The 13814-nt window shown below is 73.2% G+C and carries 14 protein-coding genes; 7 read left to right on the top strand and 7 right to left on the bottom strand.

What is annotated here, in order from left to right; all coding sequences use genetic code 11:
- Nucleotides 1-102: 102 nt before the first annotated feature.
- Nucleotides 103-1779, bottom strand: a complete 1677-nt coding sequence (locus ACH45N_RS09660) for a CocE/NonD family hydrolase (protein WP_397393198.1) — start codon at nucleotides 1777-1779, stop codon at nucleotides 103-105.
- Nucleotides 1776-2762 (bottom strand): zinc-binding alcohol dehydrogenase family protein, encoded by a 987-nt coding sequence (locus ACH45N_RS09655; protein ID WP_397393196.1) that lies wholly within the window; start codon nucleotides 2760-2762, stop codon nucleotides 1776-1778. Before ACH45N_RS09655 ends, ACH45N_RS09660 begins: the two co-directional genes overlap by 4 nt.
- Nucleotides 2763-2879: 117 nt before the next feature.
- Between ACH45N_RS09655 and ACH45N_RS09650 the strand changes: the two genes are divergently transcribed.
- Complete coding sequence (locus ACH45N_RS09650; protein WP_397393194.1) at nucleotides 2880-3539, top strand: hypothetical protein; 660 nt, start codon at nucleotides 2880-2882, stop codon at nucleotides 3537-3539.
- 79 nt (nucleotides 3540-3618) lie between these two features.
- Nucleotides 3619-4212 carry an HhH-GPD-type base excision DNA repair protein gene (locus ACH45N_RS09645; protein ID WP_397393192.1) on the top strand — a complete coding sequence of 198 codons (594 nt, stop codon included), beginning with the start codon at nucleotides 3619-3621 and terminating at the stop codon, nucleotides 4210-4212.
- Nucleotides 4213-4257: 45 nt separating this feature from the next.
- Here ACH45N_RS09645 and ACH45N_RS09640 read toward each other — a convergent pair whose 3' ends face one another.
- Complete coding sequence (locus ACH45N_RS09640; protein WP_397393191.1) at nucleotides 4258-5352, bottom strand: pentapeptide repeat-containing protein; 1095 nt, start codon at nucleotides 5350-5352, stop codon at nucleotides 4258-4260.
- 203 nt (nucleotides 5353-5555) lie between these two features.
- Between ACH45N_RS09640 and ACH45N_RS09635 the strand changes: the two genes are divergently transcribed.
- Nucleotides 5556-6203: a TetR/AcrR family transcriptional regulator gene (locus tag ACH45N_RS09635; RefSeq protein ID WP_397393190.1), complete on the top strand. Its 648-nt coding sequence runs from the start codon at nucleotides 5556-5558 to the stop codon at nucleotides 6201-6203.
- A gap of 32 nt (nucleotides 6204-6235) precedes the next feature.
- Nucleotides 6236-7522, top strand: a complete 1287-nt coding sequence (locus ACH45N_RS09630) for a glycosyltransferase (RefSeq protein WP_397393189.1) — start codon at nucleotides 6236-6238, stop codon at nucleotides 7520-7522.
- 35 nt (nucleotides 7523-7557) lie between these two features.
- Here the strand turns inward: ACH45N_RS09630 and ACH45N_RS09625 are convergent, their stop codons facing one another.
- The 3 genes from ACH45N_RS09625 to ACH45N_RS09615 are packed head-to-tail and all read right to left on the bottom strand — an operon-like array spanning nucleotide 7558 to nucleotide 10029.
- Nucleotides 7558-8424: a methyltransferase domain-containing protein gene (locus ACH45N_RS09625; RefSeq protein WP_397393188.1), complete on the bottom strand. Its 867-nt coding sequence runs from the start codon at nucleotides 8422-8424 to the stop codon at nucleotides 7558-7560.
- Nucleotides 8425-8461: 37 nt separating this feature from the next.
- Nucleotides 8462-9532 carry a diaminopropionate ammonia-lyase gene (locus tag ACH45N_RS09620; RefSeq protein WP_397393187.1) on the bottom strand — a complete coding sequence of 357 codons (1071 nt, stop codon included), beginning with the start codon at nucleotides 9530-9532 and terminating at the stop codon, nucleotides 8462-8464.
- Nucleotides 9533-9573: 41 nt separating this feature from the next.
- Nucleotides 9574-10029, bottom strand: coding sequence for a DUF1772 domain-containing protein (locus ACH45N_RS09615; RefSeq protein WP_397393186.1), 456 nt, complete (start codon nucleotides 10027-10029; stop codon nucleotides 9574-9576).
- Nucleotides 10030-10209: 180 nt separating this feature from the next.
- On the opposite strand from ACH45N_RS09615, the gene ACH45N_RS09610 reads away from it, so the two are divergent.
- From ACH45N_RS09610 to ACH45N_RS09600, 3 genes are all read left to right on the top strand, one after another.
- Nucleotides 10210-10833, top strand: a complete 624-nt coding sequence (locus ACH45N_RS09610; protein ID WP_397393185.1) for a DUF4126 domain-containing protein — start codon at nucleotides 10210-10212, stop codon at nucleotides 10831-10833.
- Entirely contained in the window at nucleotides 10817-11920 is a 1104-nt protein-coding gene (locus tag ACH45N_RS09605; protein WP_397393184.1) for a winged helix DNA-binding domain-containing protein, read from the top strand. Before ACH45N_RS09610 ends, ACH45N_RS09605 begins: the two co-directional genes overlap by 17 nt.
- Before the next feature lie 72 nt (nucleotides 11921-11992).
- Nucleotides 11993-12679 carry an SIMPL domain-containing protein gene (locus ACH45N_RS09600; RefSeq protein WP_397393182.1) on the top strand — a complete coding sequence of 229 codons (687 nt, stop codon included), beginning with the start codon at nucleotides 11993-11995 and terminating at the stop codon, nucleotides 12677-12679.
- On the opposite strand, the gene ACH45N_RS09595 is transcribed toward ACH45N_RS09600, so the two are convergent.
- Entirely contained in the window at nucleotides 12649-13734 is a 1086-nt protein-coding gene (locus ACH45N_RS09595; RefSeq protein WP_397393180.1) for a P1 family peptidase, read from the bottom strand. The genes ACH45N_RS09600 and ACH45N_RS09595 overlap by 31 nt on opposite strands.
- Nucleotides 13735-13814 lie beyond the last annotated feature (80 nt).

Below are 13814 nucleotides of genomic sequence, written 5' to 3'. Positions count from 1 at the left end.
GTGCCGACGGAGCCGGGCGTTCTGCTCAGAGCAGCGGGCGCCCTCACCAGCCGGGATGCGAGGCGGTAAAACGCTCAGCATCCCGGCTGGTTCAGGCGTGGCTCACCGGGAAGGTCGTGGCTCCTTCGTCGGCAGCAGCACCACCGACGGGTGCTCCGCGTCGTGGAACACCTCGATGTGGGCCTCGTACGGGGTGGTGGCGGTGGGCAGGGGTTCGCCGCCGCCGAGGTTGCGGGCGAAGCGGGGGAACGCGCCACCGGCTACCTGCACCCGGATCCGGTGACCGGCTCTGAACACGTGCGCGGTCGGTGAGAGACGCAGTGCGGCCTTGGTGATGCCGTCGGCGGTGAAGTGGACCAGCTCGTCGCACAGGTTGGTGGACCTGCCGTTCTCGTCCACGTCGCAGAGGCGGACGAACACGTCTCCGTCCGGGCGGTCGGTGCGCACCCAGACCTCGGCAGTGACGTCTCCGATCACCTCGAGGTCCGCGTCGAGCGTGTGAGAGGTGAAGGTGAGGACGTCAGGGCGCGCCTCGAGCGGGCGGTTGTCGACGGGGCCGGCACCACCCGGGTTCAGCTTGGGGCCACCGAGTGAAGGAGTGGGGTCGGACGGGTCGTAGACGAACGGGGTCGGCTCGGCGGAGCTGGTCGGTGTCGGACCGAGCTCTCCCCCGGGACGCAGGTGCCACGGCTGGTGCGGGTAGCCGGTGGGCGGCCACTGCTCGACGTCACGCCACTGGTCGATGCCCATGACGAACAGCCGCACCGGACCGCGCTGCTCGGGCTCGTCGCCTCGGGCGAGCGCGGCCGCCCAGCCGACGGTCTCGCTCACCGAGGCGGCCATGCCACGAGGATCCGCGTGCCACCACGGGCCGATCGTCAGTCGAGGTGCGCGGCCTGCGGTCATGAGGTTGGTGTAGTCGCGGAGCTGATCGGGCAGGAAGATGTCGTACCAGCCCCCGACGAGGCTCATCGGTACCTGCACGTCGCCGACCGTGCCGCTGAGGTCGGCGACGGTCCAGTAGGGGTCGTCCTGGTCGTGGTGCAGGAGCTCCTGGTAGAACCGCGAGTCCCGCCCGAGCAGCGCCGTGTCGACGTCGGTCAGCGGCAGCGTGCTCATGGCGCGGTCGACACGTCGCCTGTCGGCGCCGATCGTGGCGCGCAGCAGGTACCCGCGACGTTCCTGCGAAGCCGGGAGCTGCTGGTCGCGGCGCCGTTGCGGCGCCGTGTTCCAGGAGAACCCGACGATGGTCTCCAGGTCGAACCTCCCGGGTGGCATGAGGCCGAGCGCGAGGCGAGAGGAGGTGACGTGGGGAACCATGGCCTTGACCGAGGGCGGCGCCACGTCCGCGACAGCCCACTGCGTGTACCCGAAGTAGCTGGAGCCGGCCAGGATCACGCCGGCGCCCGCCCACGGCTGGTCGTCCAGCCAGCGCAGGGTCGCGAGCCCGTCCTCGCGTTCGTTCCGCATCGCCAGGAACTCGCCACCGGAGCCGAACGTGCCGCGTGCGCTGACCAGGAGCACCTGCACACCGCGCTCGGCCAGCACCGGCCCGTACAGGAGCCCGAGCGGCCCGCCGCGTCCATACGCCGTGCGGACCAGGACGACGGGGATCTGGTCGAGCCGTGTTCCCGCCGCGGGCCTGGGTGCCCAGTGGTCGGCGAGCAGGGTGACGCCGTCGTCCATCGGAATCCGGAGACCCCGCTCGACGGTCACCTTGCGCGTGGTCGCGGGCGGCAGCGGCGCCAGCAGCTCGGCGACCCGCCCCATGACCGTCATGACCGGGCCCCGAGAACGATGCGCCCGGCGACGCTGCGGTTCTCCATCCGCTCGTGCGCGAGAGCGGCCTGGCTGAACGGGAGCACGTCTACCACGGTCTGGCAGAGGCCCGCGGCGACCGCGGTGCGCGCTGCTTCGAGGGCGGGGCGCACCACCTCGGGGTGGGTGGGGAGGAAGGCGCCGGCGTTGAAGCCGGCGATCGTGATGCTGCCGAGCCAGAGCTCGCTGTCCGTGATGGTGTGCTCCCGGTCGCCGCTGGCATTGCCGGCTGCGATCAGGCGCCCACCAGGGCCCATCAGCGCGAGGCTCTGGGTACGGATCCTGCCGCCGACCGGGTCGATGATCACGTCGAACTTCTCGTCCCCGAGGACCTCGGAGAGCTGGGTCGAGTCCACGATCCGGTCGTAGGGCAGCTTCGTGGCACGAGCCTGGTCGAGCTTGCCGGTCAGGACGGTGCCGACCACCCGAGAAGCGCCGAGCTGCTTCGCCATGCCGGGGAACGCGCCGGCGAGGCCGCCGAGCGCGCCGTGCACCAGCACGGTCTCCCCCTCGCGTAGGTGGGCCACCTCGGTGAGCGCCGCGTAGGCCATCGCTGCGTTCGGGATCATCGCCACGGCCAGCGCAGGATCGATACCGGAACCTTCGATGGAGACGACGGAGTGCGCGTTCGCCACGTACACGGTGGCGTAGCCCCCGGTGCCGGTCTGGGACATGGCCACGACCTGCTCGCCGACGTGGAGGTCGGTGACACCCTCGCCGAGCTCCCGGACCGTGCCGGCGACCTCGAGACCCGGGACGAACGGGGGCTGGGGCATGCCGGGACTGTCCCGGTAGACGCCCTGCCGGAAGAACAGGTCGATCAGTCCGACCGCGGCATGGGAGACGTCGATGGCGACCTGACCGAGGCCCGGGGCGGGGTCGGGGAGCTCGACGACGGAGAGGACCGCCGGATCTCCGAAGGCGTTGGCCTGAACAGCTTTCATGGGGGGTTCCTCTGCTCTGCGGCCGCAGCCGACTGATAACGCACCTCATGATGCGTTAAGTGGAACCTAGCACAGAGTTCCGAGATAGCGCACTACGCGATGCGTTACCTTGGTGGCATGCGTGAGAGAGCCCGCTCAGCCGAGGACAAGGCCACGAGGTCCGAAGAACTCCTCGCCGCGGCCGAAGCCGTCGCACTCGAGCTGGGCGGGGTCCGGTTCGTCACGGTGGCGGCGGTCACCGAGCGTGCCAACCTGCACCGCACAGGTGTGCGGCGGTACTACGCCAGCAAGGAGGAGCTCCTCCTCGAACTTGCCGAGCGCGGGTGGGGCCAGTGGCGCGACGCCGTCACGAAGGCGGCCGCCGGCCGCAGCGGGCTCGGCCCCGTCGAGGTCGCCCAGGTCCTGGCCGAGACCGTCACGTCCCTGTCCGTGTTCTGCGACCTCCTGACCCACGTCGTGATGAGCCTGGAGAACGACGTCGGCCTGGACCGCGCCCGCCGCTACAAGAGCCGGGCGACGGCGGCTCACGACGAGCTCGTCGGCGCACTGGACCGTGCGAGCTCCATGACTCTCGCTCAGATCCAGACCCTGGTGGCGACGACCGTCACGGTGACGGCCGGTCTCTGGCAGGCGGCGCACCCCGCCCCGACACTCGCAGCGCTCTACGAGCAGGAACCGCAGTGGGCGCATGCCGCGCTCGACTTTGAGCCGAGGGTCTCGCTGATCCTCCAGGCAACCGCGGTGGGACTCGGAGAGATCCTGCCGGAGCACGGGTGACCGCCGTACGCCAGGGCTCACGAGGGATCTGGGGTCCAGATCCAGCGCCTCAGGGCCCGACACGAGGCAGGATGGATCCATGGCTACCGAGCTCTGGATCACCGGCGACCCTGACACCGACCGGCTGCTGAGCGACGACCCGTTCGCCCTCCTTGTCGGCATGTTGTTGGATCAACAATTTCCGATGGAGCACGCCTTCGCCGGCCCCGGCAAGATCCGTGACCGGATGGGCTCGTTCGACGTCCGCGCCATCGCCGAGGCCGATCCGGACGAGTTCGTCACGATGGCGACCACTCCCCCGGCGATCCACCGCTACGGACGGTCGATGGCGGGCCGCGTGCTGGAGCTCGCCCACACCGTCGTGGACGAGTACGACGGCGACGCCGCGCGTATCTGGACCGCGCCCGGCGCCGACGGCGGCGCCCCGACGGGCCGCGAGGTGCTCCAGCGGCTCAACGCCCTGCCGGGATACGGGGAGCGCAAGGCCAAGATCTTCCTCGCCCTGCTCGGCAAGCAGCGCGGCGTCCGGCCGGAGGGCTGGCGCGAGGCCGCGGGCGAGTTCGGCGAGGACGGCTCGCGCCGCTCCATCGCCGACGTGACCAGCGCGGAGACGCTGCAGGAGGTCCGCGCGTTCAAGAAGGCGCAGAAGGCGGCCGCCAAGGCCCAGGCCTGACCCCGTGTGCCGCGGTCCGGGCCACGCCCGGACCGCGGCACACCGTCACAGGCTCTGGGCCGCGGCGATGTCCTCGCGCGTCCAGTCGGGCAGCAGGTGGTCGTAGAACTCGGTGACCTCCGCGGCGGGCGTGTCCTCCGGCGTCCTCCCCGAGAACCCGGAGTCGCACCCAGGAGCCGGCATCTTCCAGACGCCGCCCGCCACGAGCTGCGCGCCCACCTGCGGGAACCGGTCGAAGTCGCACCGCTGCCCGTAGTCGCCGCACTGGACGCGGCCGCCGTCGCCCAGGTCGACGTACGACGCCACCTGCCGCACGTCGCCGCCGCGGCGCGCCTGGGCGAGTCCCGACGTGCAGTCGATCGACGTCCAGCCCACCGTCGACGCGTCGCCGCCGGAACCGGTCTGCAGGCCCGTCATCGACACCTCGGCCAGGGTGAACGTCGCCGTCGCCTCCTGACCGGGCTCGGCCGGCTCGACCTGCTCGACCTGGACGCCGTCGAGGCTGGTGTCCTCGAACGACGAGGTGCCCTCGGGCGACCGGAAGACCGACCCGAACAGCACGGCCCCGTCGAACTGCGAACCCTCCAGGTTCCCGCCGATCTCCGCCGACGGCGCGAAGAGGTTGGTCGCCGACACCTCCGCCAGCGACCCGTCGACCAGGAGCGCGCCCGTGAGGTTCGCGCCGTCCAGCCGCGCGCCGGTCAGGTCCGCCCCGGTGAAGTCCGCGCAGGTCTCCACCCGGTCCCTCGTCCAGCCACCGGCGGGGTCGTAGTGGACGGGGCACCCGAGGTCCATCCCGGAGAGGTCGGCGCCCCGCAGGTTCATCCCGCGGAACGGCTTGACCCCCTCCGGCGCGTCGCGGATCGTCTCGCGGATGAAGGTCACGTTGGCGAGCACCTGGTCCCGCTCGGCGCGATCCGCCTCGACGGCCTGCGTCCGGCTCTCCCGCTCGTCGTCGATCCAGGCCTGGTAGCCGGCCAGCAGCAGGCCGACCGCGAGGCTGGAGACGACGCCGATCGTCACGTCGATCAGCCAGCGGCGGTCCGGCCGTTCCCGGGTCGGCGGGGTGTCGGAGGACGGCTCGGCCGGACCGGGCAAGGGCTCGGGCCGCGGCGGAGCATCCTCGAGAAGTGCGTTCATCGCGTGCGCTGTCTCCAGTCATTTCGAACAAAGCGGACACAGCATGCCCAAGGGCCCGGGGGCGCGCAACGTAAGGCGGGCGGGCCGGGCGACGGGCGAGATCCGCGGGCAGGACGGCGCTTGACGCCGGCGCGTCCAGGGAGGACGCTGTGACAGATATCGTCGCAGTGTCACAGCGGCGCAGGGTCACAGCGGGGGGAAGCATGGTCGACAGCTCTAGGCGCAGGGACGCGCTGCTCGACGCCGCCGTCGTCCTGCTGCTGAGCCGCGGCTACGACAAGCTGACCATGGTCGACGTCGCCGAGGCCGCCGACCTCAGCCGGACCATCGTCTACCGCCACTTCGCCTCGAAGCGGGAGCTGGTGGACGCGGTGGCGGCCCGCGCCCTGGCCGACTACGCCGTCCGCTGGCGCACGGGGCTGCGCGAGGAGCCCACGCCGGGAACACCCGCGAGCATCTACCGGGCAGGCTTCCGCGTGGTGGCCCGCGACCCGCTGCTCACCGCGATCGCCACGCGGGACCGCGACGTCTTCGGCCGGTACCTGCGCGACCCGGCGGCGACCATGCCGGGCCCGGCGGGTCCGGGGTTCCTCGGCGACTTCCTCGCCCTCCAGCAGCAGGCCGGGGTGATCCGCGAGGGCGTGGACCTCGCGTCCGTCGCCGTGGTCCTGGAGGCCCTCACGGCCGCGATCATGACCGCCATCCAGCAGCACCAGGACCGGCCGGACAGCCCTTCGCCCGAGGCGCTGATCGACACGGTCACCGAGATGATCGACCGGATGCTGACGCCCGACGAGCCGGACACCGCGGCCGCCCTGGCGTTGCTCGACGGCCTGCTCGACCAGCGCTAGCCCGTCATATCCACCTTCCACGGAGGACGACCATGCAGATCACGATCCTGACCGCGGGCTCGCGCGGCGACGTCGAGCCGTTGCTCGGCCTGGCCGTGGCGCTCCGCGACCAGGGCCACCACCCGACCGTCGTCGGCTCGCCGGACTACGCGGAGCTGGCGGCGTCCTACGGGACGGAGTTCGAGCCGTTCGGACCGGTCCTGCCCAAGTACGCGGACAACCCCGAGCTGGTCGACCTGGTCGAGTCGGGCAACATGCTGCGGTTCATGGCCTACGGCGCCAAGACCCGCAAGCAGATGCTGCCGCAGATCATCCGCGACACCTGGCGCGCCACGAAGCACAGCGAGGCCATGCTCTACAAGGGGCCGACGGCGCTGTACGGGTACAGCATCGCGGAGAGGCTCGGCATCCCGTGCGCCGACCTGCAGTTCTTTCCGGTCACGCCCACCCGCGAGTTTCCCACCTTCTTCCTCGGCGACGGCCGCAGCCGCGGCACCCTCCTGGACCGGGCGGGCTGGTGGGGCACGGACCAGATGATCTGGCGCACCATGCAGCAGCCCGGGGTGAACCGGCAGCGGCGCGAGGTGCTCGGCCTGCCCCCGCTGCGCACCAACGCGCGCGTGCTCCAGGACCGGCAGAACATGCCGCTGTACTACGCCTACAGCCCGCTCGTGCTGCCCCGCCCGGCCGACTGGCACCCCCGCATCCAGGTCACCGGCTACCTGCCCACGAGGGCCCCGGCGGGCTGGGAGCCGCCCGCGGAGCTTGTCCGCTTCCTCGACGCGGGCGACCCGCCGGTGTCGTTCGGCCTCGGCAGCGTGCCGACGGCGCAGCCCGGGCGGCTGGTCGACGCCTTCCTGAAGGCCCTCGACCGCACCGGACGCCGCGGCATCCTCATCGGCGGCTGGGCCGAGCTCGGCCGGGACCGCGAGCTCCCCGACCACGTGCTGCGCCTCGAGTCCGCCCCGTACGACTGGCTGTTCCCGCGCCTCGCGGCGGCGATCCACCACGGCGGTGCCGGCACGACGGCGGCGGGCCTGCGCGCCGGCATCCCCACGATCCTGACGCCGGTGGCCGTGGACCAGTTCAGCTGGGGCCGCCGCGTGGCCGACCTCGGCGTCGGGCCCGAACCCGTCCCCGTCAAGGTGCTCGACGCCGACCGCCTCACCGTCGCGCTGGCCCAGGCCACCTCGGACGACGGGATGCGCGAGCGGGCCGCCCGCCTGGGCGAACGGCTCCGCCAGGAGGACGGCATCGGCCGGACGGCGGAGCTGTTCACGGACTACCTGCGCACCGCCAGGGCGCCGGCCGCCCGCTGACCCCTACCGGACCTGCCGGCCCGGCGCCGCCGCCGTCAGCGGCGCCGGTAGGCCGTGGCCAGGACCGAGACCGTGACCTCGGCGGGCAGGGTCTCCTCGTCGTCCAGGTCCGCCTCCGTGACGTGGCGCGCGCTGGGGGTCATGAGCACCAGGTCGACCGCCTCCTGGCGGGTCAGGGGCGTCGTGTACTCGACCTGCTCGGTGCGCGCGGCCTCGAAGTACGGGTCCAGCGCCTGGTGCAGGCGCTCCTCCTTGTCCGGGTCGACGGTCACCATCCCGGCGACCTGGCGGCGCAGCTCGGCCAGGTGCCCACCGAACGGCCGCACGACCACCAGCACGCCGCCCGGGCGCAGCACGCGGTGGAACTCGGCCGGGTTGCGCGGCGCGAAGACGTCCAGCACCACGTCGACCCGCTCTGACTCGATCGGGAACGGCCGGAAGACGTCCCAGGTCGCGGCCGCCGCCCGTTCGTGCGCCTTGGCCGCCGACCGCAGGGCGTGCGCGGAGGTGTCGAGCCCCAGGCCGACGGCGCCTGGCATCGCGTCCAGCACGCCGGCGAGGTAGTAGCCGGTGCCGCAGCCGACGTCGACGACGGTGGCGGGGGGCCTGGCGCCGTCCGCCGCTCCCGCGGACTCGCCCGCCAGGTCGGCCACGGTGTCCCGGATCGCCGCGTACCGGTCCGCGGCCAGGAAGTCGCGGCGCGCCCGGGCCATCGGCCCGTCGTCGCCGCTGGTCGCGCGCGTGCCGGTCAGCAGACTGGCGTACCCGTGCCGGGCGACGTCGAAGCTGTGCCGTCGCGGGCAGCGCAGGGCGCCCGGCGCCGTCGTGAGCTCCGCGCCGCACGACGGGCAGCGCAGCAGCGGGAGGATCGGGTCGAAGGCGGTGGGAACGGCAACGGGCACGGTCGGTCTCCTGGCAGCGGGGATGGGGCGGGTCGCGCTAGACGAAGTCCGCCGGGACGGGGTTCGCGGCCCGGCCCTCGGTCGACAGGAGCAGCACGACGGCGTCCGGCCGCAGCCCGATCGCCTTCCGCCACCCCGGCTGTCCCAGCACGAGCCGGGCGGCGGCGAGCGTCGCGGCGCCGCACGGTCCCGCGTCGACGCCGGAGCGCGCCAGGTCGTCGACGGCGGCGGCCGCCTGGTCGTCGGAGACCGTCACGGCGCCGTCGAGCCCGTCCCGCAGCACGGGCCACGCGAGCGCGGAGACCGTGCCGCAGCAGAGCCCGGTCATGATCGTGTCCCCCACCGGCGCGGTGACCGGCCGGCCCGCGCGCAGCGACGCGACGAGGCCCGCGGCACGGTCGGGCTCGACGGCGAGCAGCGTGCCGCCGTCGACCGCCTCGCCGTCGGCCCGAGGAGCGCGGTAGTGGCTCACCACCGCCTGGGCGAACGAGCCGACGCCGACCGGGACGACCACCAGGTCGGGCCGCGCGACGCCCAGGGCGGCGAGCTGCTCGTCGGTCTCGACGCACAGCGTCCCGTAGCCGTCGACGATCCACTGCGGGATGTCCGTGTACCCGGGCCACGAGGTGTCCTGCACGAGGACCGCCGCCGGGTCGGCCGCGGCGTCGGCCGCGGCGCGGGCCACGACGTCGTCGTAGTCCCCCTCGTGCTCGACCGTCCGCGCACCCTCCGCCGCGATCGCCTTCTTGGCGGCCTGCGTGATGCCCGGCGGGTAGTAGATCGTCGCGGCGGCGCCGATGAGGGCAGCGACGTGCGCGACGGCGCGGCCGTGGTTCCCGTCAGTGGCTGCGTACAGCCGGACGTCGGTACCCCGGACGGCGTCGCGCACCGCGTCCAGCGAGACGGTCGCCAGGCCGAACCGCTCCCCCAGCGCGCGGGCGATCGCGTAGGACGCGCCGAGCACCTTGAAGGCCGGCAGGCCGAGCCGGCTCGACTCCTCCTTGACCAGCACCCGCCCGACCTTGAGCTCCGCGGCGAGCCGCGGCACGTCGCGCAGCGGCGTGGGCGCGTATCCGGGCAGGGTGCGGTGGAAGTCGATGGCGGGCACGTTGACGATTGTCCCCGACACCCCGCCCGAGGACCGACCCGTCAGAGCAGGCCGACCGCCGCGAGCGCCGTCGCCGCGACCCCCGCGAGGGTGCGCACGTGGTTCCACGCGGTCCAGGGCCGCCAGTAGGCGCGCCAGCCCGCGGCCTTGTCGTGGGCGGCCAGCAGCCGGTTGTTGAGCGGCACGTTCAGGGCCATCGTCACGCCGAACGTGCCGACCAGGTAGACCGCGGCGGCCGCGAGGATCCAGACGCCGCCGCCGTGACCGTCGACGAGGCCCCAGATCCCGGTCGCCGCCGGGACGAGGAGCGCGCCGAAGAAGACGCTCATGAAGGCCGGCATCGGCGCGGTCTCGTTGATGCCGTTCATCGCCGCCCCGGCGGCCTCGTCGGAGGCGCGGGCGAGGCCGCTCATGACGAACGACGAGAACCCGAAGAACACCCCGGCCGACAGGCCGAGGAGCACCACCGACGCGACGGCGAAGACGGTCCAGATCATCCGGGGCTCCAGGTCGGCGCGGCGGTGCGGTGGTCGTCGACAACTCTTCCACGAACAGGCCCGGCAGTTCCAGGACTCGCCGACAGGCGAACCGGGGCCCGTGACGCTCGGGTAACAGATCGGGCACACCGGACACGTTTCGCCCACGGAGTGTCGGTGTGCCGTGGAACACTTCGGGGCATGCTCGAACTTGCCACCGGTAGCGGGCTCGCCTTGTCGGCGGGCCTCAACGCATGGATCCCGCTCATCTTCCTCGGCGTGCTCTCGCGCTTCACGGACCTCGTGGAGCTGCCCAGCACCTGGGCGTGGCTGGAGAACGGCTGGGTGATGGCGATCCTGGTCGTGCTCCTGGTGCTCGAGTTCGCGGCGGACAAGATCCCGGTGCTCGACTCGATCAACGACGTGGTGCAGACCGTCATCCGCCCCACCGCGGGCGGCATCGCCTTCGGCGCCGGCTCGATGTCGGAGACGGCGACGGTCACCGACCCGGGCGCGTTCGTGCAGTCGGGGCAGTGGATCCCGATCGTGGCGGGCGTGGTGCTCGCGCTCGGCACCCACGCGGCGAAGGCCGGCGGGCGCGTGGTCGCCAACACGGTCTCGGGCGGCACGGCGGCGCCCGTGGTCAGCGCGGCGGAGGACGCGACGAGCATCGGCGTCTCGTTCCTGGCCGTCCTGGCCCCGCTGGCGATCATCCCGGTGCTGATCCTGTTCGTGGTCGGGGTGATCATGCTGATCCGGAGCCTGGCCAAGCACCGACGCGCCCGAGCGGCGGGACATGGTGGCGAGGATGCCTACTACGTCTGACGTCCAGGAGCTCCAGCGGGCCCGGCTCACCTCGGTCGGCCTGGGCACGCTGGACCCCGCGCACTCCGCCGGCGACGGCGCGGTGGCCCGCGTCGTCGCCCGGCTGGGCGCCGTCCAGTCGCAGGAGCTGCACTCCTCCGCGTGGGGTGTGGCGCAGCGCCTGGCCGCGCCCGCCACGCTCGAACAGGTGCAGGCGGCGCTGGCCGACGGCTCGATCCTGCGCACCCATGTCCTCCGCCCCACCTGGCACTATGTGGTCCCCGAGGACCTGGCGCCGCTCATGACGGCCACCGCACCGCGGGTCCGCAAGGCGATGGCGTCGACGGAGCGGTCCTACGACTTCGACCACTCGCTGCTCCCCCGGCGGCAGGCCGTCCTCGCCGAGGCGCTGGCGGACGGTCCGCGCACGCGCAAGGAGCTCGGCGTCGCGCTCGCCGAGCGTGAGGGCGCCCCGCTGGACGCCTGGCACCTGGGCCAGGTCATGATGCACGCGGAGCTGGACCTGATCGTGGCGAGCGGCCCGATGCGGGGCAAGCAGGCCACGTACCGGCTGCTCCCGGAGCAGCGGACCTGGGACGAGGACGAGGCCCGCGTGCACCTGGCGCGCGCGTACGTACGGGGCCACGGCCCCTGCCGCGCGGAGGACGTCGCCTGGTGGGGCACCCTGACCAAGACGGCGGCCCGCGCCGCGGTGGCCGACGCCGGGCTGACCCGCCGCGAGATCGCCGGCCTGACCCTCTGGACCGACGGCGACCTGCCCGAGCCCGCCCCGGAGGGCACCGCCCGCCTGCTGTCCGTCTACGACGAGTTCTTCTGCCACGACTTCAAGAGCTGGCCCTCGCTGACCAGGGACGGCATGCCGAGCCGCTGGCTGTACACCGGCCTGGTGACCGTGGACGGGCTGATCGCCGGCGGGTGGTCACGGGTCCTCAAGGCGCAGACCGTGGAGATCACCGTCGAGCTCTCGGACGAGCCCTCGGCCACGGTGTGGGCGGCCCTCGCGGCCGAGGCCGCGCGGTACGGGGCGTTCTGCGGGCTCGAACCGACGCTCGTGCGCGGCACGGTGGGCAAGGGCACCATCGGCTGACGCGTCGCCGGGGAGCACGCGGTCGGCGCGGCGGGGTGGCGTGGTCCGCGGCATCGTGGGCAGACTCCGCACATGACTCGCATCGCCGTCGAAGGCCAGGCCAAGCGCACCCATCCCGCCGAGCGCGGGACCGTCAACCTGCACGTCGCGTTCTCGGGCACGCTCCGCAACGACGTCGTGGAGCGGGTGGCCCGCACCCACACGATCCTCGTGGACCAGGCCAAGGCGCACGTCGCGTCGGGTGCGGCGGAGAAGTGGGACTCCGCGTCGGTGCACTCCTACGTCTACGACGACCGGGTCAAGAACTCCCAGACGGGCGGCAAGCAGCGGATCCGGCGGTTCCGCGCCTCGGCCCGCCTGTCGGTCACGTTCCGCGACTTCGAGGTCCTGTCCACCTGGCTCGCCGACATCATGGACGTCGAGGGCGTCGAGATCGACTGGCTCAACTGGACCCTGACCGACGAGACCCGTAAGGCGCTCCAGGCCGAGGCCCGCGTCGAGGCCGCCGAGGAGACCGTGGTGCGCGCCCAGTCGTACGCCGACGCCCTGGGCCTCGGCCCGGTGGCGCCCGTCGCGATCTACGAGGCGGGTCTGCGGGGCGGCAACGACGGGGGTGGCGGCGCCCCGATGTACGCCATGCGGGCCGGCGCGGTGGCCGCCGCGGGCGGCGGCGCCCAGGTCGAGCTGCAGCCGCGGGACATCGACGTCGAGATCACGCTGTCCGCCGACTACGAGACGGGGCCCGTCGCCGAGGGCTGAGGCAGCACGCCGGCAGCGCGCAGCCGGTCGAGCACCAGGGCGTGGGGCACCGCGGTCGCCGTACCGCGGTGCCCCACGGTCGTGGTTGCCATGAACAGCGAGTTGAGCAGGGCCTCCTCGACGGCGTCCATCGTCGCGGCGAAGACCGGGTCGAGGTCACCGTCGTCCACCCCGCCCGAAGACGGCGCCCCGGCTGTGCCGAACGCCAGCGCGTAGTCGCCGCTGCCACCCGCGAAGTCGGAGCCCACGCGCGCCATCGCGAACACGGCACGGCGCGCGACACGGCCGAGCTGGCGCGCGTCGAGCGGGGCGTCGGTGGCGACCACGATCATGCAGGAGTTGCCCTCGGGCTGAAGCCCGGCGACGGGGGCGCCGTCCGCGGCGGGCGGCGCGGCGCCGTCGTCCGGCCGGATCGGGACGCCGCGCACCGTGAGCGTGCCGGAGAAGTTGGACTGGACCAGCACGCCGACCGTCCAGCCGCCGACGATCCGCGACGACGTGCCGATGCCGCCCTTGAACCCGAGCGCCACGGTGCCCGTCCCGGCGCCGACACAGCCCTCGCCGGGCACGTCGGACGTCGCGCCGTCGAGAGCCGCGAGCACGTGCGCCTCGGTGATCGGCCGGGCCCGGATGTCGCTGAGCCGGCCGTCGTTGGTCTCGCCGACGACCGGGTTGAGCGTGCGCGTCTGCTCGTGACCCGGGCCGGCCAGCACGTGCGTGACCAGGGCGTCCGCCGCACGGAACGCGCTCAGGGTGGCGGTCAGGAGAATCGGCGTCTCGATCGCGCCGAGCTCGGCGACCTGGGTTGACCCGATCAGCTTGCCGAACCCGTTGCCGACGAACAGCCCGCACGGCAGGCTGCGCCGGCCCTGCTCCAGGGCATCCGGCACGATCGCCGTGACCCCGGTGTGCAGGCGCGGCGGGTCCACGATGGTGGTGTGCCCCACCCGCACACCGGGCACGTCGGTGATCGCGTTCGACGGGCCCGTGCTCAGCGGCCCGACCACGATCCCGAGGTCGCGCAGCCGCCGGGGCTGCTGTCGGTGGTTGCTCATGCCCACAGCATCCCCGATGGGCCGCGCTGTCGGACGGTCAAGGACGGCGTCGCGAGCCCCGGCCGCTGTCGGCACAATGA

This window comes from Promicromonospora sp. NPDC019610 (assembly GCF_044389365.1).
Taxonomy (GTDB): domain Bacteria; phylum Actinomycetota; class Actinomycetes; order Actinomycetales; family Cellulomonadaceae; genus Promicromonospora.
The sequence above is the reverse complement of the archived record's forward strand: the minus strand, read 5'-3'. Positions and strand labels throughout refer to the sequence as shown.

Bases quoted from the DNA above. Each gene is read 5' to 3' on its own strand.
- ACH45N_RS09660 (WP_397393198.1), bottom strand. From the start codon at position 1,779: ATGACGGTCATGGGGCGGGTCGCCGAGCTGCTGGCGCCGCTGCCGCCC.
- ACH45N_RS09655 (WP_397393196.1), bottom strand. From the start codon at position 2,762: ATGAAAGCTGTTCAGGCCAACGCCTTCGGAGATCCGGCGGTCCTCTCC.
- ACH45N_RS09650 (WP_397393194.1), top strand. From the start codon at position 2,880: ATGCGTGAGAGAGCCCGCTCAGCCGAGGACAAGGCCACGAGGTCCGAA.
- ACH45N_RS09645 (WP_397393192.1), top strand. From the start codon at position 3,619: ATGGCTACCGAGCTCTGGATCACCGGCGACCCTGACACCGACCGGCTG.
- ACH45N_RS09640 (WP_397393191.1), bottom strand. From the start codon at position 5,352: ATGAACGCACTTCTCGAGGATGCTCCGCCGCGGCCCGAGCCCTTGCCC.
- ACH45N_RS09635 (WP_397393190.1), top strand. From the start codon at position 5,556: ATGGTCGACAGCTCTAGGCGCAGGGACGCGCTGCTCGACGCCGCCGTC.
- ACH45N_RS09630 (WP_397393189.1), top strand. From the start codon at position 6,236: ATGCAGATCACGATCCTGACCGCGGGCTCGCGCGGCGACGTCGAGCCG.
- ACH45N_RS09615 (WP_397393186.1), bottom strand. From the start codon at position 10,029: ATGATCTGGACCGTCTTCGCCGTCGCGTCGGTGGTGCTCCTCGGCCTG.
- ACH45N_RS09610 (WP_397393185.1), top strand. From the start codon at position 10,210: ATGCTCGAACTTGCCACCGGTAGCGGGCTCGCCTTGTCGGCGGGCCTC.
- ACH45N_RS09605 (WP_397393184.1), top strand. From the start codon at position 10,817: ATGCCTACTACGTCTGACGTCCAGGAGCTCCAGCGGGCCCGGCTCACC.
- ACH45N_RS09600 (WP_397393182.1), top strand. From the start codon at position 11,993: ATGACTCGCATCGCCGTCGAAGGCCAGGCCAAGCGCACCCATCCCGCC.
- ACH45N_RS09595 (WP_397393180.1), bottom strand. From the start codon at position 13,734: ATGAGCAACCACCGACAGCAGCCCCGGCGGCTGCGCGACCTCGGGATC.